19 protein-coding genes are annotated in these 23,448 nt (G+C 64.1%); 8 read left to right on the top strand and 11 right to left on the bottom strand.

What is annotated here, in order from left to right:
• Positions 1-39 precede the first annotated feature (39 nt).
• From DQG18_RS05285 to glpD, 4 genes are all read right to left on the bottom strand, one after another.
• Complete coding sequence (locus tag DQG18_RS05285) at positions 40-708, bottom strand: response regulator transcription factor (RefSeq protein ID WP_116653180.1); 669 nt, start codon at positions 706-708, stop codon at positions 40-42.
• Positions 709-895: 187 nt separating this feature from the next.
• Complete coding sequence (locus tag DQG18_RS05280) at positions 896-1,342, bottom strand: MerR family transcriptional regulator (protein WP_116653179.1); 447 nt, start codon at positions 1,340-1,342, stop codon at positions 896-898.
• A 288-nt stretch (positions 1,343-1,630) separates the two neighbouring features.
• Positions 1,631-3,136, bottom strand: coding sequence for a glycerol kinase GlpK (glpK, locus tag DQG18_RS05275; protein WP_116653178.1), 1,506 nt, complete (start codon positions 3,134-3,136; stop codon positions 1,631-1,633).
• Between the two features lie 181 nt (positions 3,137-3,317).
• Positions 3,318-4,823 (bottom strand): glycerol-3-phosphate dehydrogenase, encoded by a 1,506-nt coding sequence (gene glpD / locus DQG18_RS05270; RefSeq protein WP_116653177.1) that lies wholly within the window; start codon positions 4,821-4,823, stop codon positions 3,318-3,320.
• Positions 4,824-5,002: 179 nt separating this feature from the next.
• Between glpD and DQG18_RS05265 the strand changes: the two genes are divergently transcribed.
• The 3 genes from DQG18_RS05265 to DQG18_RS05255 all read left to right on the top strand — a co-directional run bounded on the left by DQG18_RS05265 (position 5,003) and on the right by DQG18_RS05255 (position 9,916).
• Positions 5,003-8,098: an SEL1-like repeat protein gene (locus DQG18_RS05265; RefSeq protein ID WP_116653176.1), complete on the top strand. Its 3,096-nt coding sequence runs from the start codon at positions 5,003-5,005 to the stop codon at positions 8,096-8,098.
• Between the two features lie 130 nt (positions 8,099-8,228).
• A complete protein-coding gene (locus DQG18_RS05260) occupies positions 8,229-9,158 on the top strand; it encodes a sulfite exporter TauE/SafE family protein (RefSeq protein ID WP_116653175.1) in 930 nt (309 codons plus the stop codon).
• On the top strand, positions 9,158-9,916 hold the full coding sequence (locus DQG18_RS05255) for a TIGR02186 family protein (RefSeq protein ID WP_116653174.1): 759 nt from the start codon (positions 9,158-9,160) through the stop codon (positions 9,914-9,916). Before DQG18_RS05260 ends, DQG18_RS05255 begins: the two co-directional genes overlap by 1 nt.
• Positions 9,917-10,008: 92 nt before the next feature.
• Here DQG18_RS05255 and DQG18_RS05250 read toward each other — a convergent pair whose 3' ends face one another.
• The 3 genes from DQG18_RS05250 to DQG18_RS05240 are packed head-to-tail and all read right to left on the bottom strand — an operon-like array spanning position 10,009 to position 11,809.
• Positions 10,009-10,779, bottom strand: a complete 771-nt coding sequence (locus DQG18_RS05250; protein WP_116653173.1) for an SDR family NAD(P)-dependent oxidoreductase — start codon at positions 10,777-10,779, stop codon at positions 10,009-10,011.
• Positions 10,776-11,441, bottom strand: a complete 666-nt coding sequence (locus DQG18_RS05245) for a nucleoside/nucleotide kinase family protein (RefSeq protein WP_157970011.1) — start codon at positions 11,439-11,441, stop codon at positions 10,776-10,778. The genes DQG18_RS05250 and DQG18_RS05245 overlap by 4 nt, the downstream gene beginning before the upstream one ends.
• A 14-nt stretch (positions 11,442-11,455) precedes the next feature.
• Positions 11,456-11,809, bottom strand: a complete 354-nt coding sequence (locus DQG18_RS05240; RefSeq protein ID WP_245958370.1) for a DUF6460 domain-containing protein — start codon at positions 11,807-11,809, stop codon at positions 11,456-11,458.
• 5 nt (positions 11,810-11,814) lie between these two features.
• Here DQG18_RS05240 and DQG18_RS05235 point away from each other — a divergent pair, with 5 nt between their 5' ends.
• Both DQG18_RS05235 and DQG18_RS05230 read left to right on the top strand, forming a co-directional pair.
• On the top strand, positions 11,815-14,295 hold the full coding sequence (locus DQG18_RS05235) for a ligase-associated DNA damage response DEXH box helicase (RefSeq protein WP_116653171.1): 2,481 nt from the start codon (positions 11,815-11,817) through the stop codon (positions 14,293-14,295).
• 69 nt (positions 14,296-14,364) lie between these two features.
• Positions 14,365-17,016 carry a hypothetical protein gene (locus DQG18_RS05230; RefSeq protein WP_116653170.1) on the top strand — a complete coding sequence of 884 codons (2,652 nt, stop codon included), beginning with the start codon at positions 14,365-14,367 and terminating at the stop codon, positions 17,014-17,016.
• A 7-nt stretch (positions 17,017-17,023) separates the two neighbouring features.
• Here the strand turns inward: DQG18_RS05230 and DQG18_RS05225 are convergent, their stop codons facing one another.
• Positions 17,024-17,611 (bottom strand): GNAT family N-acetyltransferase, encoded by a 588-nt coding sequence (locus tag DQG18_RS05225; RefSeq protein WP_116653169.1) that lies wholly within the window; start codon positions 17,609-17,611, stop codon positions 17,024-17,026.
• A 104-nt stretch (positions 17,612-17,715) separates the two neighbouring features.
• Between DQG18_RS05225 and pdeM the strand changes: the two genes are divergently transcribed.
• Positions 17,716-18,420, top strand: a complete 705-nt coding sequence (gene pdeM / locus DQG18_RS05220; protein WP_116653168.1) for a ligase-associated DNA damage response endonuclease PdeM — start codon at positions 17,716-17,718, stop codon at positions 18,418-18,420.
• A gap of 112 nt (positions 18,421-18,532) precedes the next feature.
• Here the strand turns inward: pdeM and DQG18_RS05215 are convergent, their stop codons facing one another.
• Positions 18,533-19,177: a S24 family peptidase gene (locus DQG18_RS05215; RefSeq protein WP_116653384.1), complete on the bottom strand. Its 645-nt coding sequence runs from the start codon at positions 19,175-19,177 to the stop codon at positions 18,533-18,535.
• Between the two features lie 177 nt (positions 19,178-19,354).
• Positions 19,355-19,834, bottom strand: coding sequence for a hypothetical protein (locus DQG18_RS05210; protein WP_198669665.1), 480 nt, complete (start codon positions 19,832-19,834; stop codon positions 19,355-19,357).
• A gap of 216 nt (positions 19,835-20,050) precedes the next feature.
• Between DQG18_RS05210 and DQG18_RS05205 the strand changes: the two genes are divergently transcribed.
• Complete coding sequence (locus tag DQG18_RS05205) at positions 20,051-20,398, top strand: DUF952 domain-containing protein (RefSeq protein ID WP_116653166.1); 348 nt, start codon at positions 20,051-20,053, stop codon at positions 20,396-20,398.
• A complete protein-coding gene (locus DQG18_RS05200) occupies positions 20,395-21,495 on the top strand; it encodes a quinone-dependent dihydroorotate dehydrogenase (protein WP_116653165.1) in 1,101 nt (366 codons plus the stop codon). Before DQG18_RS05205 ends, DQG18_RS05200 begins: the two co-directional genes overlap by 4 nt.
• 242 nt (positions 21,496-21,737) lie before the next feature.
• On the opposite strand, the gene DQG18_RS05195 is transcribed toward DQG18_RS05200, so the two are convergent.
• Positions 21,738-23,384 (bottom strand): lysine--tRNA ligase, encoded by a 1,647-nt coding sequence (locus DQG18_RS05195; protein WP_245958369.1) that lies wholly within the window; start codon positions 23,382-23,384, stop codon positions 21,738-21,740.
• Between the last annotated feature and the right edge of the window lie 64 nt (positions 23,385-23,448).

The raw sequence follows: 23,448 nt of genomic DNA, 5'->3' as shown, positions 1-23,448 counted from the left end.
TTTCCAGAATAAGTGGTGCCCACTTATTCTGGAAACGCTTTAGCCGTCCGATTCGACAAGTTGCTCGAACTGGCCCTGCTCGATCCTGGAGGCGGCGATCACCGCCTGGGTGCGGCTGTCGACATTGAGCTTTTGCAAAATCGCCGAGACGTGCGCCTTGACGGTCGCTTCCGAAATGGAAAGCTCATAGGCGATCTGCTTGTTCATCAGCCCGTCCGACAGCATCATCAACACCCGTACCTGCTGGGGGGTGAGGGTGCCGAGGCGCGAGAGCATTTCGGTCTGCTCGCTCTCCTCGGCATCGCGCGCCAGCGTAACGTCCTCGGGCAGCCACAGCCCGCCACCGAGCACGGTATCGATAGACTGCCGGATGCGCGCCGCGCTTTCCGACTTGGAGAGAAACCCCGAGGCTCCCAGATCGAAACAGCGCCGGATCACCGCCGGATCCTCGACAGCGGAAACGATCATCACCGGCACTTCCGGGAACTGGGCCCGTAGCAGAAGCAGCCCCGAAAATCCGCGCACGCCGGGCATGTTGAGGTCGAGCAGGATGAGGTCGCAATCGCGGTTGGCCTCGAGCACCGCCAAAAGCCCCTCGATATCGCCCGCTTCCTCGAACGCAAACCCGTTCCCCGCGCCCTCGAGCGTCTGGCGCAGCGCCGAGCGGAACAGTGGGTGGTCGTCAACGATGATGATGCGATGGCTCATATGCCGTTTCCCCGCCTGATCTGTTCGCGTCTAGCGGATCGGGGGCGGCGACACAAGTTCGACATAAGGAGCTGGTGGTTTGGTTGGATAGCGGCGAGCGCCGCTGGCCCCCTCATCCGACCTTTCGCTTGCGCGAAAGCCCACCTTCTCCCACGGGGGGAGAGGGTTGGGGTGAGGGGCAGCGATGCTAAATAATATCCCCCCGCCCGTCGGGGTCCTGCGGTTCGGCGAGCATGCCCTCGATGATCTTTTCCACCCGCGCCAGTTCGCTGAGCGATTTCTCGATCGCCGCGCGGCGCTGCTGGAGCAGGTGACGCTGGTGGTGGACCTTGTCGAGCGCGCGGCGCAGGTGATCGTAGGAGCCGTCGCGCAGGTCGTAGGTATCGAGATATTCCTGGATTTCGCGCAGGGTCAGGCCGACCTGCTTGCCATCGAGGATGATGCGCAGGCGCAGCCGGTCGCGGTTGGAATAGAGCCGCCGATTGCCCATCCGGCGCGGGCGCAGCATGCCCTTGTCCTCGTAAAAGCGCAGCGTGCGGTGGGTGATGCCGAACGCATCGGCCAGTTCGGCAATGGTAAAGATCGCAGGCCCTTCGCTGCGGCGCGCAGCGGCCTTGCGGGCGGCACTTTTCATGGCGGTCGTCTGATCTGCAAATGGTTTACGTGCAAAGCACAAAGGGAAAGCAAATCACCACGATCCGGGGCCGGACGCAAGGGGGGAGTGGGTTGTATTGATGCTCGGGTTTCCGGTTGGCACCGCAGCACCCCTCATCCGGCCTCCGCTACGCTCCGGCCACCTTCTCCCTCAAGGGGAGAAGGGAACCCTGCGGATGTTTTCGGCTTACGAGCCCCCCTCTCCCCTTGAGGGAGAGGGGCTGGGGGTGAGGGGGCAGCGGTGCCCACAACATGCACCGCATCCCGATCACTCCTGCCGCCCATACCCCGAAAGCGTACGCCGCACCGCATCGGCCCAGCCTTCGAGCTTTCGCGCGCGCAACGCCCCGTCCATTTCCGGCTCGAACCGCTTGTCGCGCGCCCAGCTTTGGGCAAAGCCCTCCGCGTCGGGCCAGACCCCGGCGCGTGATCCGGCGAGCCATGCCGCGCCCAGCGCGGTGGTTTCGAGGTTGGTGGGCCGGTCGACCGGCGCATGGAGGATGTCGGCGAGGAACTGCATGGTCCAGTCCGAGGCGACCATGCCGCCATCGACGCGCAGGACGGTCTGGCCGTCCTTGCCCGCCCAGTCCTTGTGCATGGCCGAAAGCAGGTCATAAGTCTGGTAGCAGACCGATTCGAGCGCCGCCCGCGCGATTTCGGCCGCCCCCGACCCGCGCGTCAGCCCAAAGATCGCCCCGCGCGCGTCCGGGTCCCACCAGGGCGCGCCGAGCCCGGTAAAGGCCGGGACGAGATAGACCTGCTGGTTGGGATCGGCCTCTTGCGCCAGCGGGCCCGTGTCGGCGGCGGATTTGACGATCCCCAGTTCGTCGCGCAGCCATTGCACCGCCGCCCCGGCGATGAAGATCGAGCCTTCGAGCGCATAGGTGGTCTTGCCATCGAGCCGGTAGGCGATGGTGGTGAGCAATCGGTTTTCCGACGCAACGAATTGCTCACCTGTGTTGAGAACCGCAAAGCATCCCGTGCCATAGGTCGATTTGAGCATGCCGGGCGCAAAACACGCCTGCCCGATGGTCGCCGCCTGCTGGTCGCCGGCCACGCCGAGAATGGGGATGGCCGCGCCGAACAGCGCCGGATCGGTTTCCCCGAAATCATCGGCGCAGTCCCTGACATCGGGCAGCAGTGAAAGCGGCACGTCGAGAAGTCCGGCCAGTTCCTCGTCCCAGCGGTTTTCGCGGATGTTGTAGATGAGCGTACGGCTGGCGTTGGTGGCGTCCGTCAGATGTTTCTTGCCCCCGGTCAGCCGCCAGATGAGGAAGGCATCGACCGTTCCGAAGGCCAGTTCGCCCTTTTCGGCCTTTTCCCGCGCGCCATCGACGCTATCGAGCAGCCATTTGATCTTGGTGCCGGAGAAATAGGGGTCGAGGATCAGCCCCGTGCGGTTGGAAAATTTCGCCTCGTGCCCTTCCGTGCGCAGGGCCTCGCAGATAGGCGCGGTGCGCCGGTCCTGCCAGACGATGGCGTTGTGGATCGGCGTGCCGGTCGCCCGATCCCACAAAAGCGTCGTCTCGCGCTGGTTGGTGATGCCGATGCCCGCGACGTCCTCCGCCCCGATCCCGGCCTTTTCCAGCGCGGTCCTCACCGACCAGACGACGCTCTCCCAGATCTCCTCGGGATCGTGCTCGACCCAGCCCGATTGCGGGAAATGCTGGGTGAACTCCTTTTGCGCCGAGGCAATGGGCGCCATGTCGGGGCCGAATATGATGGCCCGCGACGATGTGGTGCCCTGATCGATGGCAATGATGTGTTTTGCCACTGCGTTCCTCCCGATTATTCCTGCCTGTCCGGCTCAGTCGGCATTGAAGCCTCCCGGTCAGCATCGCAACACCCCTCACTCCCAACCCTCTCCCCTTGCGGGAGAAGGTGGGCTTTCGCCTGAAGCGAAAGCTCGGATGAGGGGTGCAGCGGTGCCAGCCCAGGCCAATGAGCATAGCAACCTATGGCGATCCCGCCGCGCCCTGCAATGCCCGCCCCCTGATAAAAGCGTCGAGCGCCGGCTTGTCCACATCGCGCAGTCCCATCTTGGTGCGACGCCACAGCACGTCCTCGACATCGCGCGCCCATTCGTGGTCCATCAGGAAGCGCACTTCGGCTTCGTAGAGCCCGGCACCGAAATGGGTCCCCAGATCGGCGGTGCCGGTGGCCTTGCCCAATATCGTCCGCGCCTCGGTGCCGTAGCGCCGGACGAGCCTTTCCGCGGTGGCCGGCTCAAGAAACGGATAATCGGCCAGCAGCGCGGCAACCTGTTCCCCATAGCCATCGATGGAAAAATCTCCGCCCGGCAGGTGCGACTGGCCGGTCCACCGGTCCCCGCGTTTGCCCAGCACCGCCTCGATATGGTCCAGCGCGGATTCGGCGAGCCGCCGGTAGGTGGTGATCTTGCCGCCGATGACGGTGAGCAGCGCCGGCTCGCCGGTACGCTTGAGGACGTAATCGCGCGTCGCCTCCTGCGCCTTGGACGCGCCGTCGTCGTAAAGCGGGCGCACCCCGGCATAGGTCCAGACAATCTGGTCCCGGCCTACGGTCTGCTTGAAATAGCCGTTGAGCGCGGCGAGCAGGTAGTCGATCTCCTCGTCCGAAATCGCAACCTTATGGGGGTCGCCTTCATAGTCCTGGTCGGTGGTGCCGATCAGCGTGAAATCGCGCTCATAGGGGATGGCGAAAAAGATGCGTCCATCCGAATTCTGGAAGAAAAAGCAGCGCGGGTCGTCATGGAGTTTCGGCACGACGATATGGCTTCCCTTGACCAGCCGCACGCGATGCACGTCCTTTTGATCGGCCGATCCGGCCAGCGCGGTATCGACCCATGGGCCCGCGGCGTTGATCAGCATGCGCGCCGTCGCGGTTTGGGTCCTGCCCGTCAGGGTATCGACCAGATCGACTTCCCAGTGCCCGTCTTTGCGGGTGGCGGACACCACCTTGAGCCGGGTGCGAATTGTTGCGCCGCGTGCCGCCGCGTCGCGGGCGTTGAGGACAACGAGCCGGGCATCGTCCACCCAGCAATCGGAATACTCAAACGCCTTCCGGTGGCCGGGCTTGAGCACCGCGCCCAGCCGGTCTTTGGACAGATCGAGCGTTGCGGTGGCGGGCAGGCGCTTGCGGCCCCCGATATGGTCGTAAAGGAACAGGCCCAGCCGCAGCAGCCAGGCGGGACGCAGGCCCTTGTGGTGGGGCAGCACGAATCGCAGCGGCCAGATGATGTGGGGTGCCATGGCCCAAAGGACCTCGCGCTCCTTGAGCGCTTCGCGCACCAGCCGGAACTCGTAGTGTTCCAGATAGCGCAGCCCCCCATGGATGAGCTTGGTCGAGGCCGAGGACGTGGCCGAGGCCAGATCGTTCATCTCGGCCAGAAATACCGAAAATCCACGTCCTGCGGCATCGCGCGCGATCCCGCATCCATTGATCCCGCCCCCGATGATGATGAGATCGTAATCTGAGTCCACGCCGCACCTTCATTTTGCCCGGTTCGCCGGATTGTGCATATGCCGATGCCTGGGGAAATAGCAAATTTTGCAGATTGCAGGCTAAGTTAACGCGATATTTACCATAAAAACGGGACTGTACAGCGGGGCGATTCCACTGTCACGAAATGGCGCCTGCGGGAGCCTGTTGGGACTTGATCATGGCGCGTACGAATCCACATCACGACTGGGACGAACCAGCCAGAACCAGCCGGGGCGGGGTCCGGCAGGACGGCGCCGAATGGGAAAGCCTGCGTAACGAGATCGTGGCGCTGCTCGATCATGTCGAGGATCAGGTCGCGGGCGTCCGGCAGCCCCGGCATACGCCGCCGCCTCCACCGCCGCCCGCCGCGCGCCCACGGGATACAGGCCGCCGCCACGAGGCCCTGCGCTCGGTGCGTCTGGCGGTCGACCGGCTCGCCGACCGGTCCGAGCCCGAAACGCCTCCGAGCCCCGATCCGGCGAACCGGGTGGTCCGCGACAGCGTTGCCGATGCCATAAACCAGATCCGCGCCCGCCAGACCGGCGCGCGCAGTCCGGCTCCCGCCGCCCAGACCGCGGAGCTTTCCGGCTTTGCCGATACGCTCAACGCGTTGGGTGAGAGGATCGGACGCTTCGAGGCCGAGATGGCCTCGCGGTTCGACCGGTTCGCCAACCAGCCCGATATCGCCGCCCAGGTTGCCCAGCTCAGCGAAGTCATCGAGATGCTGGCCGGGGCGGTGAGCAACAATGGCGAAGTCCAGCGCATCGATCAGCTCGCCGATACGGTCGACCGGCTGGCCTCCTATCAGGTCGAATCCACCGGGCGCAACCAGCAGTTTCAGGACCGTCAGGATGCCGGGCTCAAGGCCATCCAGGAAACGGTGCGCAACATCTATGACCGCATCGACGCGCTGGAAATGGCGCGAGGCGGGGATTCCCCCGAGATCGAGCGGATCGGCCGCGAGGTCGGCGCGATCTCCTCGGCGATCGCCGCTTCGGGCAGCGATGCCGGTGAAATTCTGGCGCGTATCGATGCGTTGCAGGACCGGATCGCGGCGATGCCGCCGAGCGGGGGCGCTGGCGCCGATCTCGGTTTTTCCATCGAAGAACTGCGCGACGCGATCGTTTCGGCCATCGAGCCCCAACTGGCGGCCCTTGCCGCGCCCGCCATGCCGGGCGATATCGAGACCCAGCTTCGCCACATCGCCCAGACGGTCGAAAAGACCAGCGCCCAGCTCGAAACCCTTGCCGCGCTGCGTGGCGTCGAGGCGCAGGCCCCCGACCTCGACGCGCTCGCCGACCTCATCGTCGAGCGCACGCGCGGCGGCATCGATTCGGGGGCGGAAAGTACACCGGTCATCGCCAAGGCCGATCTCGATGCGCTCGAGCAGCGGCTGGCCGCGCTTTTTTCCGCCGAGCCCGAGACCGCCCAACCCGATCCCGGCCTCAATATCGTGCGCGATTCCATCGCGCAGGTGGACAACCGGCTCGGCCGCCTCGAGGCCATGCTCAACACGCGGCATGAGACGCCCGCTGCCGAGGCCCGGCCGCGCCGCCGCGAACCGTCCGACACCATGCCCGCCGATCCGGTATCGGGCGCGCCGCGCAAGGTGCTGTCCGAAGACCCGGCCATCACTCTTGAGACCGCGCGGACCCAGGCGGCGCCCGGCTTCAATCTCGATCCCGAAACCATCGCCCGCCCGGTCAAGCCGCAGTCGAGCTTTGCCGACGAGCCCGAGCGGCCCTTTGCCGCCGAACGCGCCGAACCGGGTGAGACAGCCGGGTCGCGCCCCCTTGCCAGCCGCTCCAATTTCATCGAAGCCGCGCGGCGCTCCGCCCGCCAGCAGCCCGAGGAGGAAAGCGCCTCCAGATCGCTGATCGCCCGCGCGCTGTCCCGGTTCCAGAAAGCGGAGGCCGAGGAGGCTTACGCGCCGCAGGAAGCAGAGCCCGCACCGGCCATCGAGCCTCAAGCCGATCCGTTCGTTGCCCCGCCGGTCGAGACTGCATCAGAGGCGGAGGGGTTCGAGCCGGGGTTCATCGCCCGCAACCGCCGCGCCCTTTTGCTCGGCGCCGCGCTGGTCGTCGTCATCGCTCTTGCCGTGCCGCTGGTGCTCAACCGCGTTACAGGCGGCGATGCGCCCATCCGGCAGGCGGCAACGCCTCCTGTTCCCGCCGAGGCCCCGGCGCCCGAGCCGCAGGCACCCGCCCAAGAGCCCGTCGAGGCCGCCGGCGATGTCAGCAGCCTCATGTCGGGCGTGCGGATGATCGATGCGCCGTCCGCGCTCTCGCCCGCAACGCTCGATGCCGGAGCAGTCGATCCCATCCAGACCGCCGCGCTCGGCAACCCGCCTGACCGCTATATCGACCGCACGATGACCGCCAGCATCCCCGATACGCCGCCCGCCACGGCGGTGCTGCCCGAGATCAGCGTGCCCGACACCATCGAACCCGAACTGCTCCGCACCGCCGCCGAAGCGGGGGATTCCAAAGCCCAGTTCGAGATCGGCGCGATCTTTACCGAGGGCCATGTGGTCGAGCAGGATTTCGCTCAGGCCGCCGCCTGGTACGAACGCTCGGCGGCGCAGGGCTTCGCCCCGGCGCAGTACCGGCTGGGCAATCTTTACGAGAGCGGGCGCGGGGTCGACCGCGACCTCGAACTGGCCCGGCTCTGGTATCAGCGCGCCGCCGAGGCGGGCAACCGCATGTCCATGCACAACCTTGCCTCGCTCTATGCGGGCGGGGAACTCCAGACTCAGGATTTTGAGGCCGCCGCGCACTGGTTCGAGGAAGCGGGTGCGCGCGGGCTGACCGACAGCCAGTTCAACCTCGGCATGCTTCATGCGCGCGGGCTCGGGGTCGAGCAGAGTTTCGAGGATTCCTATTTCTGGTTCTCGCTTGCCGCCCGCTCGGGCGACGAGGACGCGGTGACCGCCCGCGAGGACGTGGCCCGCTCGCTCGAAGCGGAAACCATCAATGTCCTGTCCGACCGGCTCGCCGCATGGCAGCCCGCCGAAATCGACATGGCCGCCAATTTCGCGCCCATCGGCACCTGGGACGCAGCGTTCGACCCGGGACAGGCGATCGCCAATCGCGAGGTGGTCGAGCGCGTGCAGATGCTGCTGGGCAAGCTGGGCTACGATGTGGGCCAGCCCGACGGTCTCGCCGGCCCGCGCACCCGCGAGGCCATCCTTGCATTCGAGCGCGCAACCGGTATGAACGAGAAGGGCGAGGTCAACCCGCGCCTGCTCGCCGTGCTGGGCAGCCAGCCGGTCTGAGGTCGAAAAATCCGGCCACCCGTCGGGGGACCCGGGCCGGTAATGAAAACGACTCTGGCGTTAAAGTGGTCATAACCCGGGTGTACTACCCTGGTCGTGAACCTGTGTTCTATTCGATTGGTCCCCCGGCGTGCAGATCTACCTGCCCATTGCTGAATTGTCGGTCAACCTGTTCTTCCTTGTCGGGATCGGGGGCGCGATCGGCTTTCTCTCGGGCCTGTTCGGGGTCGGGGGCGGCTTCCTGCTCACGCCGCTGCTGATCTTTTCGGGCGTGCCCGCGCCGGTGGCGGTGGCCTCGGTGACGGGCCAGGTGGTGGCGGCCTCAACCTCGGGGGCGCTGTCCTACTGGCGGCGCGGCGGTATCGACCTGATGCTCGCCGCGTTCCTGGTGCTGGGCGGCGCGGTGGGGTCGATAGTGGGGGTGTGGATATTCTCGCTCCTGCGGAGCCTGGGCCAGCTCGATCTCGCCATCTCGCTGGGTTACCTGATTTTTCTGGGCGCCATCGGCTCGCTGATGCTCTATGAGGCCATTCGCTCGATCATCCGGTCGCGCCGGGGGCCACAGCGGCCCAAGATGCCGGGGCAACACACTTGGGTGCACGGCCTGCCGCTGCGCATGCGGTTCAAGAAATCCCAGCTCTATATCTCGGTGATCCCGGTTATCGTCATCGGCTTTCTGATCGGGATCGTGGGCGCGCTGCTCGGCATCGGGGGCGGGTTCATCCTCGTGCCCGCGCTGGTCTATCTCCTGCGCATTCCCGGTTCGGTCGTGGTAGGCACGTCGCTGCTGCACGTACTGGCGGTGATGGCGGTCACTTGCGTGCTCCACGCCGTCCAGAGCCAGAGCGTCGATATATTGCTCGCCTTCTGCCTCATGGTGGGCAGCGTTGCGGGTGCGCAGTTCGGCGCCTCGGCGGGCCAGTATCTGCGCGGCGACCAGTTGCGCGCCCTGCTGGCGCTGATCGTGCTTGGGGTTGCGATTCGCTTCGGACTCTCGCTGTTCCTGACGCCCGCCGATCCTTTCTCGATGGCGGCCATCGGCTTCGGGGAGACAGTGTGATGGCGCTGCGCGGGCTTCTCATCCTCATGCTGGTGCTGGCCATGGCCCAGACGGGCCATGCACAGGATCTGGTCTTTTCGACCTCGAACCGCACGGTCTGGATCCACTCCAATTTCACCGGCGAGACGATCACGCTGTTCGGCAATATAGAGCCCGACCTCGCCGGACAGGCGCCGCAAGGCCATTACGATATCGTCGTGGTCATTCGCGGCCCGGTGGGTGACCGCGTGGTGCGGCGCAAGGCGCGCCAGTTCGGCATCATGCTCAATGCCGACTACGCCCTGTTCGGCCAGCTTCCCTCCTATTATCGCGTGCTTTCGAGCCGCCCGCTGGAAACGATCCTCACCCGGGAGGCGATCGCGGAGATGGGCTTTACCGTCGAGGCGCAGGCTTCAGCGGCCCTTGAGACGACGACCGGCAACGTGCCGATGTTCGAGAACGAATTGATACGGCTCATGGAAAAGGCCAGCCTGTTCGGCACCGCCGAACGCGGGGTGAGCTTTTTGTCCCCCACCTTCTTTACGGCCCGCGCCGCGCTGCCCTCCAACGTCTCCAGCGGACTGTTCCTTGCGCAAGCATTCGTTGTGCGGGACGGCGAGGTGGTGGCCCGGAACGCCCAGCAGTTCATCGTCCAGAAAACCGGCTTCGAGCGCTTTCTGGGCGATGCCTCACGCAACCAGCCGCTGCTCTACGGCCTTGCCTGCGTTCTTCTGGCGCTGGTGACCGGCTGGTTCGGCGGCGTGCTGTTCAGGCGGTAAGAGTGCGGTCAGGAAAAGTTGCAGACTTTTCCGGTTCGGCCGCACGATAAATCAATAAGGTTAGAGCTTGAACCAGTTTCAACCAGGCTGGATCAGGCGCTAGGGAACTCGTCGCGCTTGAGGAGTACGGGGCGCTGGGGCACCTGGCAGACCGGCATCATCTCGATGATATTGACGTTGACGTGGTCGGGCAGGTTGGCCAGCCACCAGACGGTGTCCGCGATGTCCTCGGGCAGCAAGGGATCGTTGTCGGCGTACATCTTCTCATTGGCCTCGAAATCCCCGCCGGTGCGCACGGCTGTAAACTCCGACTTGGCGTGCCCCGGTTCGAGCGAGGTGATGCGGATGCCGGTGCCCATGGTGTCGGTCCGCAGGTTCGCGGTGAACTGGTGGACGAACGCCTTGGTCGCGCCATAGACGTTGCCGCCCGTATAGGCATAGCGCCCAGCGATCGAGCCCACATTGACGATGGACGCGCCCTTGCCCACCGATTTCAGCATGGGCAGCAATTCGAGCGTCGTGTGGATGAGCCCCATCACATTGGTTTCGACCATGGTGCGCCATTGGGCCGGATCGATATCGGGGACCGGATTGACCCCGAGTGCCAGCCCGCCATTGTTGAACAGGCACCTGACCGGCTGGAAGTTTTCCGGGATCGCCTTCACCGCCGCCTTGATCGAAGCCGGATCGGTGAGGTCCATCTCGATGCCGTGGACGATCTCGGGAAATTCGGCCTCTAGCTCGGCCAGCCGCTCGCGCCGCCGCCCTGTGGCGATGACCTTCCATCCATTGCGGGCGAACTGGCGTGCGGTGGCGGCGCCGAAGCCGGAAGTTGCGCCGGTGATGAAGATGACGGGTTTCATGGCAGGGGACTCGAAATCTGGCGGGAAACGATCACAAGGTCCGCGTGGCGGGCCGTGGCGGAAACCAGATCGTAGTTCGGAAGATCGACTTGCTCAACATGGGTGGCGACATGTTCGGGCGAAAAAAGCCCGTGTTCGGCGTGGCGGCGGAGCAGGCGCGCCCGCACCGTGTCGCGGGGCAACTCGAGATGGACCGCAAGGTCGAGCAGCGGACGGATGCGGTTCCATGGCGGGGTATCGAGGAGGAGATAATTGCCCTCGACGATAAGGATAGGGGTTTGCGGCGGGACGGTATAGCCGTTCTCCGTCACCTCTTCGATATCCCGGGTATAGATGGGGCCTGAAACGGGGCCGGTCGCGGACTTGAGATGGGCGAGGAAACCGGCGAAGGCTTCGGCCTCGAAGGTATGGGGCGCGCCCTTCTGCGCGGCAAACCCAAGGGATTTAAGCTTTTCCTGCCGCATGTGAAAGCCGTCCATGGGGATCACGGCGGCGGCAAGGGTTTCGGCGAGGCGGGCGGCGAGCGTCGATTTGCCCGAACCCGGGCCGCCGATGATGCCGATGAGGAAACGGCGGGGCGGAGAGGTCGCTGCGATGTTGGCCACACGCTGCGAAATCCGCCGCGTCAATACCGCCGCAATTTCATCATCATTAAGGGTCAACCGCTCCTGCACGGCTAGCGTTTGCGGCCTGCCGAGGCCAGCCGCAGGATGATCCAGATGGGAATGACGACCATCGCGCCGGTCAGCGCATAGCCCCAGGCGTCGCGCAGCACGCCGAAGCCGTTCTCGAAAATGCCTGAGAACAGGCGCTCGATCGAGCGGAAGATGTCCTGCGGCGAAATGCCGAACATGGCCATGAGGAAACCCATGAGCAGGCTCATCAGGATCAGCCGCACCGCCACCCGGCCCGGCGTATCGCCCAGAATGGCGACAAGGGGGGAAGGTCTTTCCCTCGGCTCGTTTCTCTCGATAGTCTCGGGCATGGCCGGTTCCGCCTTCTGATCGTGATTCTGAATATAGGACGCCATTCCGCGTGTCTCAACTCTCACCCATCGTCGAGGACTGGTTCGCCGCCAAGGGCTGGGCGGCGCGGGCGCATCAGCTAGACGTGCTGGCAGCCGACCGAGCGGGCAATTCAGTGCTGCTGATCGCGCCGACAGGGGCGGGCAAGACGCTGGCGGGATTCCTGCCCTCCATCGAGGATCTGATCGTCAACCCTCATGATGGGCTGCACACCCTCTATATCTCGCCGCTCAAGGCGCTGGCCGTGGACGTGGCGAGAAATCTCGACGCCCCGATTGCTGGGATGGGATTGAAAATCAAGGTCGAGACGCGGACAGGAGACACCCCCGCCTCGCGGCGGCAGCGGCAAAGGTTCGATCCGCCCGACATATTGATGACGACGCCCGAGCAACTGGCCCTGCTGCTTTCCCATCCCGACAGCGCAAGACTGTTCGGCAATCTCAAGCGGGTCGTCCTTGATGAACTGCATGCGCTGGTTACCTCGAAGCGTGGGGATCTGCTGGCGCTGGGCGTGGCGCGGCTGGCCAAACTTTCGCCGGATGTGCGCGTGACCGCGCTTTCGGCGACCGTCGCCGAGCCGGATATCCTGCGCGACTGGATTGCCGCGCCGGTTTTTCCGCGCCCCGCCGTCCTCATCAACGCACCGGGCGGGGCGGCGCCCGAGCTTTCGATCCTCGAAAGCGAGGATCGCGTGCCCTGGGCAGGCCATTCGGCGGCCTATGCGGTGCCGCAATTGCTCGAGACCATCAAGGCGCACGGCACCACCTTGCTGTTCGTCAACACCCGGTCCCAGGCCGAAGTGCTGTTCCAGAGCCTGTGGGCGATCAACGACGACGCCCTGCCCATCGCGCTCCACCACGGCTCGCTCTCGGTCGAGCAGCGCAGGAAGGTCGAGAGCGCGATGGTGGCGGGCAATATCCGCGCCGTCGTCTGCACCTCGACGCTCGACATGGGCATCGACTGGGGCGACGTGGACCTCGTGGTGCAGGTGGGCGCGCCCAAGGGGGCGAGCCGAATGCTGCAAAGGGTGGGACGCGCCAACCACCGGATGGACGAGCCCTCCAAAGCCATGTTCGTCCCCGCCAATCGCTTCGAGGTGCTCGAATGCGAAGCGGCGCTTGAGGCGGTGGCGGCGGGCGCTCAGGACAGCGAGCGTCCGCTGTCCGGCGGGCTCGACGTCCTGGCCCAGCATGTTCTGGGGATGGCGTGTGCCGCGCCGCTCGATGCAAATGCGGCCTTTGCCGAAATAACGCGCGCCTGGCCCTATCGCGACCTGCCGCGCGAAAAGTTCGACCGCGTGCTGGATTTCGTCGCGACCGGCGGCTATGCGCTCAAGGCCTATGAGCGGTTCGCGAAACTGAGAAAGACCCCCGAAGGGCTGTGGCGCATCGCCAATGGCAAGGTTGCCCAGCAATATCGGCTCAATGTCGGTACCATCGTCGAGGAACCGATGCTCAAGGTGCGGCTGGTGCGGGCGCGGGGCGTAAGGAAGGGCGCAACGACCGGCCCCATCGGACGCGGCGGGCGGGTGCTGGGGGAGATCGAGGAATATTTCATCGACCAGTTGGTGCGCGGCGACACCTTCATGTTCGGCGGCGAGATCGTCGCCTTCGAGGGCGTCGTGGAGACCGAAGCCTATGTCTCGCGGTCCTATTCCGAGAGCCCCAGGATACCCGCCTATATGGGTGGAAAGTTCCCGCTCTCTACCTTTCTGGCCGACGGAGTGCGGCGCATACTGGCGGACCGCGACAACTGGCGGGTGCTGCCCGATCAGGTGCGCGAATGGCTCGAGTTGCAGGAGGCGGCCTCGGTGCTGCCGGGCCGTGAAAGTCTCCTCGTCGAAACCTTCCCGCGTGCCGACAAGCATTATCTCGTCTGCTATCCCTTCGAGGGGCGGCTGGCGCACCAGACGCTGGGCATGCTGCTGACCCGCCGTCTCGAACGGGCGCGGGCCCAGCCCCTGGGGTTCGTTGCCACCGACTACGCACTCGCCATCTGGTGCGCGACAGACCTTTCGGCACAGATACGGACCGGGCGGCTCTCGCTCGATCAACTGTTCGACGAGGACATGCTGGGGGATGATCTGGAAGCCTGGCTCGATGAATCCGCGCTCATGAAACGCACCTTCCGCAACTGCGCGATCATCTCCGGGCTGATCGAGCGCCGCCATCCGGGCAAGGAAAAATCGGGACGGCAACTGACCATGAGTTCGGACATCATCTTCGATGTCCTTTACCGCCACGAACCCGGCCACATTCTCATCGAAGCCACCCGCCGCGATGCGGCGCGCGGGCTGTTGGACATCGAGCGGCTGGGTGTGGCGCTCAAACGCATCCGGCGCCACATCCAGCACAAGCCCCTCGATCGCATCTCCCCGCTTGCCGTGCCGGTGATGCTCGATATCGGCAAGGAGCCGATCTTCGGGGAAGCGCGCGAGGCAGTGCTGAGGGAAGCGGCCGAGGATCTGATCGCGGAGGCGGTGGGCCGATGACCGGCGCTTGATTTCGCGAGAAAATTATTGGTTTATGATGTGTTGACTCCATGTCGGGAGGGGGGACGCATGACGCAGGACAGCGACGGGGATTTCAGCGCTTTTTCCGGGTCGGACGGTAAGCCGACCGAGGCCGAACGCCTGCTGATCGAGGCGACCCGGAAGGGAGCCGGTGCCTTCTGCGAGGAGCTTGCAGACGAGGAAAAAGCGGTTTCCGCCGAGTTGATCGAGGCCATTGCGACCGGCACGTTCAGCCACGCCAACTGGAAGGGCTGGCGCCAGCACCCTTACGGCCTTTATCTGCGCGGGGCGATCGTGAGCGATCGCCTGGTCCTTGAAAATCGCAATATCCCGATCAAGCTCAGTTTCGACCAATGCGAGTTCCGGGCGGGCTTCGATTTCGATGGCGCAAGCATTAATGGCAGCCTGTTTTTGAGGCGATGCCGTGTTGTAGGGGGGTGCAGCCTCGTCTCGATGGCGATCGCGGGACAGTTTTCGGCGGATGGAGCGGTATTCGACAACCCTGGGGGCGTGGCGCTCAACGCCCAGGACGTCAAATCATTGGGCTGGTTCATCAACCGAGCAACGTTCAACGGCGTCATGGACATCAACAGCGCGGAAATCGGCGGCCAGGTGAGCGCGAACGAAGCCCGGTTCGAGGGCGAAGGCGTGGCCGTTCAGGCGTTCGGCGTCAAGGCATCCAGCTGGTTCATGAGCTCGGCCGTAGTGAAGGGCGGCTTTGTCTTCAATGGCTCTCACTTCGATGATGGCTTTTATGCCGGAGACACCCATTTCAGCAATCCGGGCGGCGATGCCATCTGGGCGCAGCGCACAAAGGCCGGGACCCTGGTATTGTACGGCGCCACGGTGGAAGGCCGGTTCGACCTGCATGAAGCCGAAATCGGCGGGCAGATGAATGCGAACACCGTAAAATTCCTCAATCCCGGCGGCGTGGCCGTCTGGGCCCAGGGGGTCAGGGTGTCGAGCTGGTTCATGTGCAATGCGATGGTTGCCGGCACCTTCGACATCAACAGCGCCCTGATCAGCGGCCAGTTCGCGGCCAGCGAAACGACGTTCGGTGAAGCCGACGCCGCCGTCTTCGCCTATGCCGCACAAGTGAACAGCTGGTACATGGATGAAAGCGTCGTAAAGGGACGCTTCGACATCAGCAGCGCCAATATCGAAGGCCATTTCAGCGCCGAGCGCGCGCAATTCGAGCACGCCGAACTCGCGTTCTCGGCCAATGGCGCAAGGGCAGCGTCCTGGTCGATGACGTCCGCGATCGTCAAGGGCAATTTCAACCTCTATGCCGTCAACATAGAGGGGTATTTCGCAGCGCCCGGCGCAACGTTCGAGAACCCGGGCGGATGTGCGTTCGAGGCTTGTTTCGCACGAATTGGCGGTGGGGTTTTTCTCAGGGATGGCGTGACCGTCATAGGCGATCTCGATCTTTCCGGCGCAACGATCGGCAAGGCTCTCGATCTGGGGGAATCGAGCTTCAGCGCCGCCCGATACATCGCGGTACGACTGCAGGAAGTTCATGTTCAGGGAGACACTCTCTTCACATCATCCACGTTCAAGGGGATCGTTGACTGCACAAGGGCGAAGTTCGATGGCCGGCTGACGGTCTGGGATTCGGTGCTGATCGCTCCCTTCATCGCTGTCGAGGAAAAGCTCATCCCCGAACAGGCCAACGACTGGGGCACCGCGCTCGCTCGCAAGATCGTGCACGGCCTGCGCCATCACGCGCTGCTGCTCAAGGAGGCAAGGATCGGTGGGCGGCTCGTTCTGTCCAGGATTCCGGCGCGGGGCATCATCGATTTCTCCCATGCGTGCTGCAATGTTCTCGAGGATCATGCAGCCGCATGGCCGGCCCCGATCGACTATAAGCGCCGCGCCCTGCCTGGCCGTCTTTACGTGACGGAAGACGGAACGAAAACCGACATCCAGCACCTCGTGCTCGACGGGTTTGAATACAACTATTTCGAATTTCCCGACGGGAACAGCGCCGAAGATCAGCACAGCAACAAGGATGTGGCAGAGGCGCGGGTCGACTGGCTCGCGGCTCAGTCGGCCGACGATCTGACGGAACGGTTCAACCCCCAGCCCTGGCGGCAGGCATCCGCGGTTCTCAGGGCCATGGGATATGACCGCTCCTCGCAGATCATCTCCATCGAGAGGCGGGTGAGAGAGCGCTATGCGCGCGACATGCCCAAGCGGCAGAAATTCGTGAGCTGGCTCTTGCACCTTGTGGCCGATTACGGCTTCAACCCGTGGAAGACCGTGGCGATCTCGGTGGGTGTGGTGCTGCTCTGGGCCGTCTTCTACTGGGGTGGAACGGCGCTTTGCGGCGATCCCAATCTGCGCGGCGCGTCAGGAGAGTGCGGCGGCCAGCCGTTGTTCGTTGCGGTGCAGCATGGCGATGTCGATGGCCGTTTCGTCGATAGCGGTGGATATCCGGCGTTCGGCCACATCGCCTATTCGCTCGATGCGTTCGTGCCGCTGTTCGATTTCGGGACGGAAACCTATTGGCGGCCCAATGCACGGGCCTGGGCCAATGTCACGCTCGACTGGCCGGGCCTCGATCAGCCCCCGACCCTCAAGATCCCGCTGGGTTATCTCCTCCATTGGCTGTTCATCATGGAGCGGTTCCTCGGTGCCATTCTCATTGCGATTGCTGTGACGGGCTTTACCGGCCTGCTCACGCGGGACGAGAAATAAGCCCGGTTCACGCCTGCGTCAGCTTCGTTTCAAGATTGGCCCGCACCGTGGGCCATTCCGCCGGTATGACCGAATAGACGCAGGTGTCACGCACCGTTCCGTTCGCCATGCGGATGTGCTGACGTAGCACACCGTCGAGTTTTGCGCCCAGCCGCTCGATGGCGCGGCGGCTCTTGTGGTTGAGGAAATGGGTGCGGAATTCAACCGCAAGGCACCCCAGCGCCTCGAAGGCATGGGTGAGCAGCAGCAGCTTGGCCTCGGTGTTGAGCGGGGTGCGCTGGGCGCTTTTAGCGTACCAGGTGGAGCCAATCTCGACGCGCGGGCCGGCAAGGTCGATATTCATGTAGGTGGTCATCCCGACAATCCGGCCCGAGGGTCTGCCGATGACCGTGAAGGGAAGCATCGTGCCCTGTGTCTGAAGGCCCAGGCGCCGGTCGATCTCGGCGGCCATTTTATCGGGGGCAGGGATCGAGGTGTACCAGAGTTCCCACAATTTGCCGTCCTTGACGGCCTCGACGAGGCCGTCGTGATGCGCGCGCGATAGGGGTACGAGTTCGACATGACGGCCCGAAAGGGTCACCGGGGAAAGCGCCATGATCTCAAATTCCTCCGGGCAGGATATACGCAATCTCAGCGTTTTGACCTACAGCGAAAACTGACTTAGTCAAACGTTTCTTCGATGTCTTCGGGCGATTCGGCATGTCATCGGCGCACCCACTGACCGATAACGAAATCACCACGATCAATTTCCGCGGCCATGCCTTTGCGCCGCTGGTTTCCGGCGCGCTCTACTGGCCCGCCCACGAAACGCTTCTGGTGGCCGACCTGCACCTTGAGAAGATGTCGAGCTTTGCCCGGTCGGGCCAGTTGCTGCCGCCCTACGACACGGCGATGACGCTGGAACGGCTCGAACGCGACATAGCGCTGACGGGCGCGAGGAAGGTCATCGCGCTCGGCGACAGCTTTCACCGCGACGAGGGCGCAGATACCCTGCCGGATGCGGAAAGGGTGCGGATTTGCCGGCTGACGGGCACGATCGACTGGGTGTGGCTGGCGGGCAATCATGATCCCTCGGTACACCGGCTGGGTGGGCTGTGCACGAGCGAGATCTCGGTGTCCGGCTGCGTTTTGCGCCACGAACCGGTGCTGGGTGCACAAGGGGTCATCGCCGGGCATTTGCACCCGGCGGCGCGCATCGCCATGAACGGAAAATCGACGCGGCGGCCGTGTTTCGTCTGGGATGAGAACCTCTTGATCCTGCCCGCCTACGGCGCTTCGACGGGGAGCCTCAATATCCTCTCCGAAGCGTTCGGCGGCCTGTTTAACCGCGCGCGGCTGCAGGTGATGGTGATGGGGCGGGACCGGCTTTATCGGGTGGGGCTGAACAGGCTGGTGCGGGGGTAGGGCGTCGAGCCCGGCGTGTGGGGGGAGGCGCCAGCCATGCCATATCCCTCACGGAATTCTCTTTTTTCTGCCGTCCTTACCCAGCCCCCGGACCGCCCGTGCCAAGCGCGCCCTACTGGCTCGCCCACAGGATGCGTGCGATCCAGTCCACGTCCTGGGGTCTGAATATGCGCGGGGCGTGATCGGGGTTGATTGAATAGAGCTCCACCTGCTTTTCGGTGCGCCGGTGGAGGATCTTGGCCATCACCTCGCCTTCATGGGTGCGCACCACTACGCGGTCGCCCCGCCGCAATTGTTCGGTGGGCGAGACGATCAGCACGTCGCCATCGCGGTAGAGCGGCTGCATGGAATCGCCCGCAACCTCGAGTGCATAGGCTGTGCCGTCTCCAAGGCCGGGAAACCGCACCTCGTCCCAGCCCTGTCCCGCCGGAAAGCCGGCGGAATCGAAATAGCCGCCCGATCCGGCCTGGGCAAAGCCCAGGAGCGGCACGGTGGTTCCCTGACCGGTCTGCGAGGGGGGCTGGAAATAAGAAACCGCGCCCGAGAGCAGGCTATCGAAGGATTCATTGGTCGCTTCGAGCACCTTGGCGATGGATTCGGTCGAGGGCCAGCGCTCGCGCCCGTCCTTGCTCACCCGCTTGGAGGGGTTGAACGCGGTCGCATCCAGCCCGGCCAGCTTGGCAAGCCCCGACGCCGACAGCCCGTGCCGTTCGGCAAGGGTGTCCAGGGCGTCCCATATTGCGCGGTGTGACAGCATGCCCATGCGCCTTAAGGAATTAAATCTTTGCATCGGAAACTAATCCTAAGGCTGTCTAGGGTCAGTTAACACTTTTGTAAAGGCGTTTCCTATGCCGCGTCGCTTTTTCAACAGCCCATCCACAGCCTCGATGCTCGTTTTTCTGGGATGATTTTCCCATGACGCCGGTTACCCCAGTCAGGAACCGGGAAGCACGCATCTGATATCTGCCGGGTCGAGCGCCACCAGTTCGCTCCTGTCGGTTTCGAGCCGCACCGCCCAGATGGTGTCTTTCGTCTCCAGCCACCCGCCCATGTCGCGCGCCGTCACGAGGCCGATCACCGCAGGGTCGATTGCTCCATCGAGATGACATTCCTCGAACGCCCATATCTGCCCTTCCGCCTGCTCGGGAGCATCGAGCGTATCGAGGACTTCCCAGACAGGCCCGTCATCGGAAAACCCGACCAGCTTCTGCGCAAAAATCGCCACCACCGCGCCATCCGGTCCGCTGAGCGCGGCAATGGAATATGCGCAAACATCGTCATCCGCGGCAATGCACGCGCCCATCTGGCTCGACATGCCGTCCGGATAGGGCGGCACGAGAGTTCCGGTCAGGTCTTCGGAAGCGCTGGCGGGAACCGTCCAGATGCACATAAGCACTAAAGCAAACAGTCTCATGGCCGACAGGAAACCACAAATGGCGGGTCGAGTGAATAGCTGGCCGCTGACGAGGGTTTCCCTGCGCCCGCAAATTGCCTAGAGCTTTACCTGTTTTGCTGGAATCAAAACAGAAGCGCTAAGTCTCTGTTTCAGCGCGTTTCCGAACCGGATGAGTGGTGACGCTTATTCTGGAAACGCTCTAGAGCTTTGCCCATCACGAAAGGAGCCGAGCGCATGGCCGACCCGATATACAAGATCGCCAGCGAAGCCGAATGGGACGCTGCATTGGCAGCCGGCGAGCTTGCGGGCACCGCGGCCGATCTTGCCGATGGCTATATCCATTTCTCAACCGCCGCCCAGCTTTCCGAAACGCTCGACAAGCACTATCGCGGAAAATCGGGCCTCGTGCTCGCCATCGTCGATCAAGACCGGCTGCCGCAGGCGCTCAAATGGGAGCCCTCGCGCGGTGGCCAGCTCTTCCCCCATCTTTACGCCCCCCTGCCCATGAGCGCGGTGACGGCTCATAGGCCCCTCGATGCGCGGGCGGATGGCGGGTTCGATCTGCCGGAGATGGTCCGATGAGCCTTACCGATCTTCTCAAGCTTCCCGCCCTCGGCCGTCTCACGCGCGATGCACTTTTGAAGATGGAGCCGGAAACCGCCCATCGCGCGACTATCAACGCGCTGCGCATGGGTCTTGCGCCCGGGGGCAATCCCGACCCGGCCCACCTGGCGGTCAAATTTGTGGGGCTTAACCTCCCCAATCCACTGGGTATGGCGCCAGGGTTCGACAAGAACGCCGAGGTGCCGCGTGCGTTGGGGAAAGTCGGCTTCGGTTTCGTTGAAGTCGGCACGCTTACCCCACGCGCGCAGCCGGGCAATCCTTCTCCCCGCGTCTTCCGCATCCCCGAGGCCATGGGCATCGTCAACCGGCTCGGCTTCAACAATGAAGGGCACACCGCAGCGCTCGAACGTCTTGCCGCGCGCGATGCCGGGGTCGCCATTGGCATCAATATCGGGGCCAACAAGGACAGCGAGGATTTCGTCGCCGATTACGTCGAAGGCGTCAAAACCTTCTCGCCGATCGCCGGTTATCTCACCGCCAACATCTCCTCGCCCAATACGCCGGGCCTGAGAAACCTTCAGGCCGATGAAGCGCTCACGCGCCTGCTCGCGGCCATCATCGAGGCCCGCACCACCCAAAAGCGCCAGCCTCCGATCCTTCTGAAGATCGCCCCCGATCTCGATGAAAAACAGATGGACGGCATCGCCCGCGTCGTGCTCGCAAGCGGCATCGACGGGCTGATCGTCTCCAACACGACGCTTTCGCGCGATACGGTCATGGGCCTTCCCCATGCCGATGAAGCCGGCGGCTTGTCGGGCAAGCCGCTGTTCACGCTCTCGACGCAACGCCTCGCCCAGATGCGCCAGCGGCTGGGGGCCGATTTCCCCATCATCGGGGTCGGCGGCATCCACTCGCCCCAAAGTGCCGTCGCCAAGCTCGAAGCGGGCGCCAACGTCATCCAGCTCTATTCCGCACTGGTCTATGGCGGCATGGAAATGGTCGAGGACATCAAGACGGGGTTGTCGGCTGCGATCACCGCGCGGGGGCTGTCCTCGGTATCCGACCTCACGGGGCTGGCGGTCGCCGATTGGGCCGAGGGGCGGGGAACGTTTTAGAGCAGATCAGTGTTTGACGGAATCGTCGAGCTTCCCTAATTGCGGCGGGTTCGGTCTGGACCCCGGGAATAAATCCCGGGGTGACAGGTGGGAATAGGGCAGGTATTGGCCAAAGCCACCAATGTCATTCCGGGACCCGTTCCCGGCAATCCAGCGCGATCCTTCAAAACGCGCCGCTCTGTGCCGGTTCAATCAAAACCTGAAATGATCTAGAACCTGAAACGATCTAAACGAGAACGGCCTCAGCCATCCCCCGCCAACTCCCCGCCCAGCGCTCGCGCGATGAGCTTGCGGGTGTTTTCCACCCCGTAGAGCGCGGCGAACGAGCCGAAGCGGGGGCCGCGTTGCTGGCCGATCAGGACCTGGTAGAGCATCTGGAAAAAGGCGCCCGAAACGCCCGGACCGCCGCGCGGGCCGGTGCGGGAATGGTCCTGATAGCGCTCGATCTCGCGGGCCACGTCGAGCGCGGCGTTCTGGATCGCCTCGCCATCGGCGTCGGGGGAGAGGGCGGCGAAGGCTTCTGAGAGGTCTTCGAGCGCCTTGCGCTCCACTTCGTCGGGCGCGCGGTAGTTCTTTTCGACGAAATCGGCGAAATAGCGCATGGCATAGCCGACCAGCGCATCGAGGTGCGGATGGGTCTGGGGCGTGACGCCCGGCGCATAGGCCGAGATATAGCCCCACATCACCTCGGGTGTCTCGGGGTTCGACGCGGTGGCGAGATTGAGCAGAAGCGCAAAACTCACCGGCATGTCATAGGCCGGCGGCAGCCCCGAATGGATGTGGAAAGCAGGGTTTTCGAGAAGCGCCGCGGCATCCTGGCCTTGCGCCGAGGCGGCAAAGGAGAAGTATTCGTCCACCGCCTTGGGAATGACGTCGAAATAGAGCCGCTTGGCCGTGCGGGGCTTCTGGAACATGAACAGCGCCAGGCTTTCCGAGGAGGCATAGGTCAGCCACTCGTCGATCGAGATGCCATTGCCCTTCGACTTGGAAATCTTCTGGCCCTGATCGTCAAGGAACAGCTCATAAACGTAGTGCTCGGGCGGGGTGCCGCCAAGGATCGAGCAGATCTTGTCATAAACGATCTGGTTGGTCTGGTGGTCCTTGCCGAACATCTCGAAATCGACGCCGAGCGCGGCCCAGCGCATCCCGAAATCGGGCTTCCACTGGAGCTTGACGTTGCCGCCCGCGACCGGAAGCGTCACGTCGCGCCCGTCCTCATCGGTGAAGGTGACGGTGCCGTCTTTTGCGTTCACCTCCTTCATGGGCACATAGAGCACCCGGCCCGAAATGGGCGAGATGGGCAGGATGGGCGAATAGGTCGCCTGCCGCTCGGCACCCAGGGTCGGGAGCATCACGGCCATGATGTCGTCATAACGCTCGAGCGCGCGCACCAGCATGTCGTCGAACCTGCCGGACTTGTAGTAATCGGTGGCGCTGGCGAATTCGTAATCGAACCCGAAGGTATCGAGAAAGCGCCGCAGCATGGCGTTGTTGTGTTCCCCGAAGCTGGGATAGCCCTTGTCCCAGGGGTCGGGAACGGCGGTCAGCGGCATCTGCAGGTACGGTTCGAGCGCTTCGCGCGAGGGCACGTTGTCGGGAATCTTGCGCATCCCGTCCATGTCGTCGGAAAAGCAGATGAGCCGGGTTCTGATCTGATCGTTGGTCAACAGCCGGAACGCGGTGCGCACCATGGTGGTGCGGAGCACTTCCCCGAAGGTGCCGATATGGGGCAGGCCGGAGGGACCGTAGCCGGTCTCGAAGATTACCTCGTCCTTGCCGAGCTTTTCGGCCCGTTTGACCACCTTGCGCGCTTCCTCGAACGGCCATGCGCGCGCATTGGGCGCGGCGGCGACTGCGGAAGGGTCGAGCGGGGGCAGGGTACGGGACACGGTACGGTCCATCCTCAAAAGGTGAAAAGAAAAAGGGAGTATGCGGCGCTGGTGTTGCATCATC

It is taken from the genome of Pelagibacterium sediminicola (assembly GCF_003390885.1).
Lineage (GTDB): Bacteria > Pseudomonadota > Alphaproteobacteria > Rhizobiales > Devosiaceae > Pelagibacterium > Pelagibacterium sediminicola.
The sequence above is the reverse complement of the archived record's forward strand: the minus strand, read 5'-3'. Positions and strand labels throughout refer to the sequence as shown.

Bases quoted from the DNA above. Each gene is read 5' to 3' on its own strand.
- DQG18_RS05250 (WP_116653173.1), bottom strand. From the start codon at position 10,779: ATGAAACCCGTCATCTTCATCACCGGCGCAACTTCCGGCTTCGGCGCC.
- DQG18_RS05230 (WP_116653170.1), top strand. From the start codon at position 14,365: ATGACGCAGGACAGCGACGGGGATTTCAGCGCTTTTTCCGGGTCGGAC.
- DQG18_RS05205 (WP_116653166.1), top strand. From the start codon at position 20,051: ATGGCCGACCCGATATACAAGATCGCCAGCGAAGCCGAATGGGACGCT.
- DQG18_RS05280 (WP_116653179.1), bottom strand. From the start codon at position 1,342: ATGAAAAGTGCCGCCCGCAAGGCCGCTGCGCGCCGCAGCGAAGGGCCT.
- DQG18_RS05240 (WP_245958370.1), bottom strand. From the start codon at position 11,809: ATGGCGTCCTATATTCAGAATCACGATCAGAAGGCGGAACCGGCCATG.
- DQG18_RS05255 (WP_116653174.1), top strand. From the start codon at position 9,158: ATGGCGCTGCGCGGGCTTCTCATCCTCATGCTGGTGCTGGCCATGGCC.
- pdeM (WP_116653168.1), top strand. From the start codon at position 17,716: ATGTCATCGGCGCACCCACTGACCGATAACGAAATCACCACGATCAAT.
- DQG18_RS05225 (WP_116653169.1), bottom strand. From the start codon at position 17,611: ATGGCGCTTTCCCCGGTGACCCTTTCGGGCCGTCATGTCGAACTCGTA.
- DQG18_RS05215 (WP_116653384.1), bottom strand. From the start codon at position 19,177: ATGCTGTCACACCGCGCAATATGGGACGCCCTGGACACCCTTGCCGAA.
- DQG18_RS05285 (WP_116653180.1), bottom strand. From the start codon at position 708: ATGAGCCATCGCATCATCATCGTTGACGACCACCCACTGTTCCGCTCG.
- DQG18_RS05210 (WP_198669665.1), bottom strand. From the start codon at position 19,834: ATGAGACTGTTTGCTTTAGTGCTTATGTGCATCTGGACGGTTCCCGCC.
- DQG18_RS05200 (WP_116653165.1), top strand. From the start codon at position 20,395: ATGAGCCTTACCGATCTTCTCAAGCTTCCCGCCCTCGGCCGTCTCACG.
- DQG18_RS05265 (WP_116653176.1), top strand. From the start codon at position 5,003: ATGGCGCGTACGAATCCACATCACGACTGGGACGAACCAGCCAGAACC.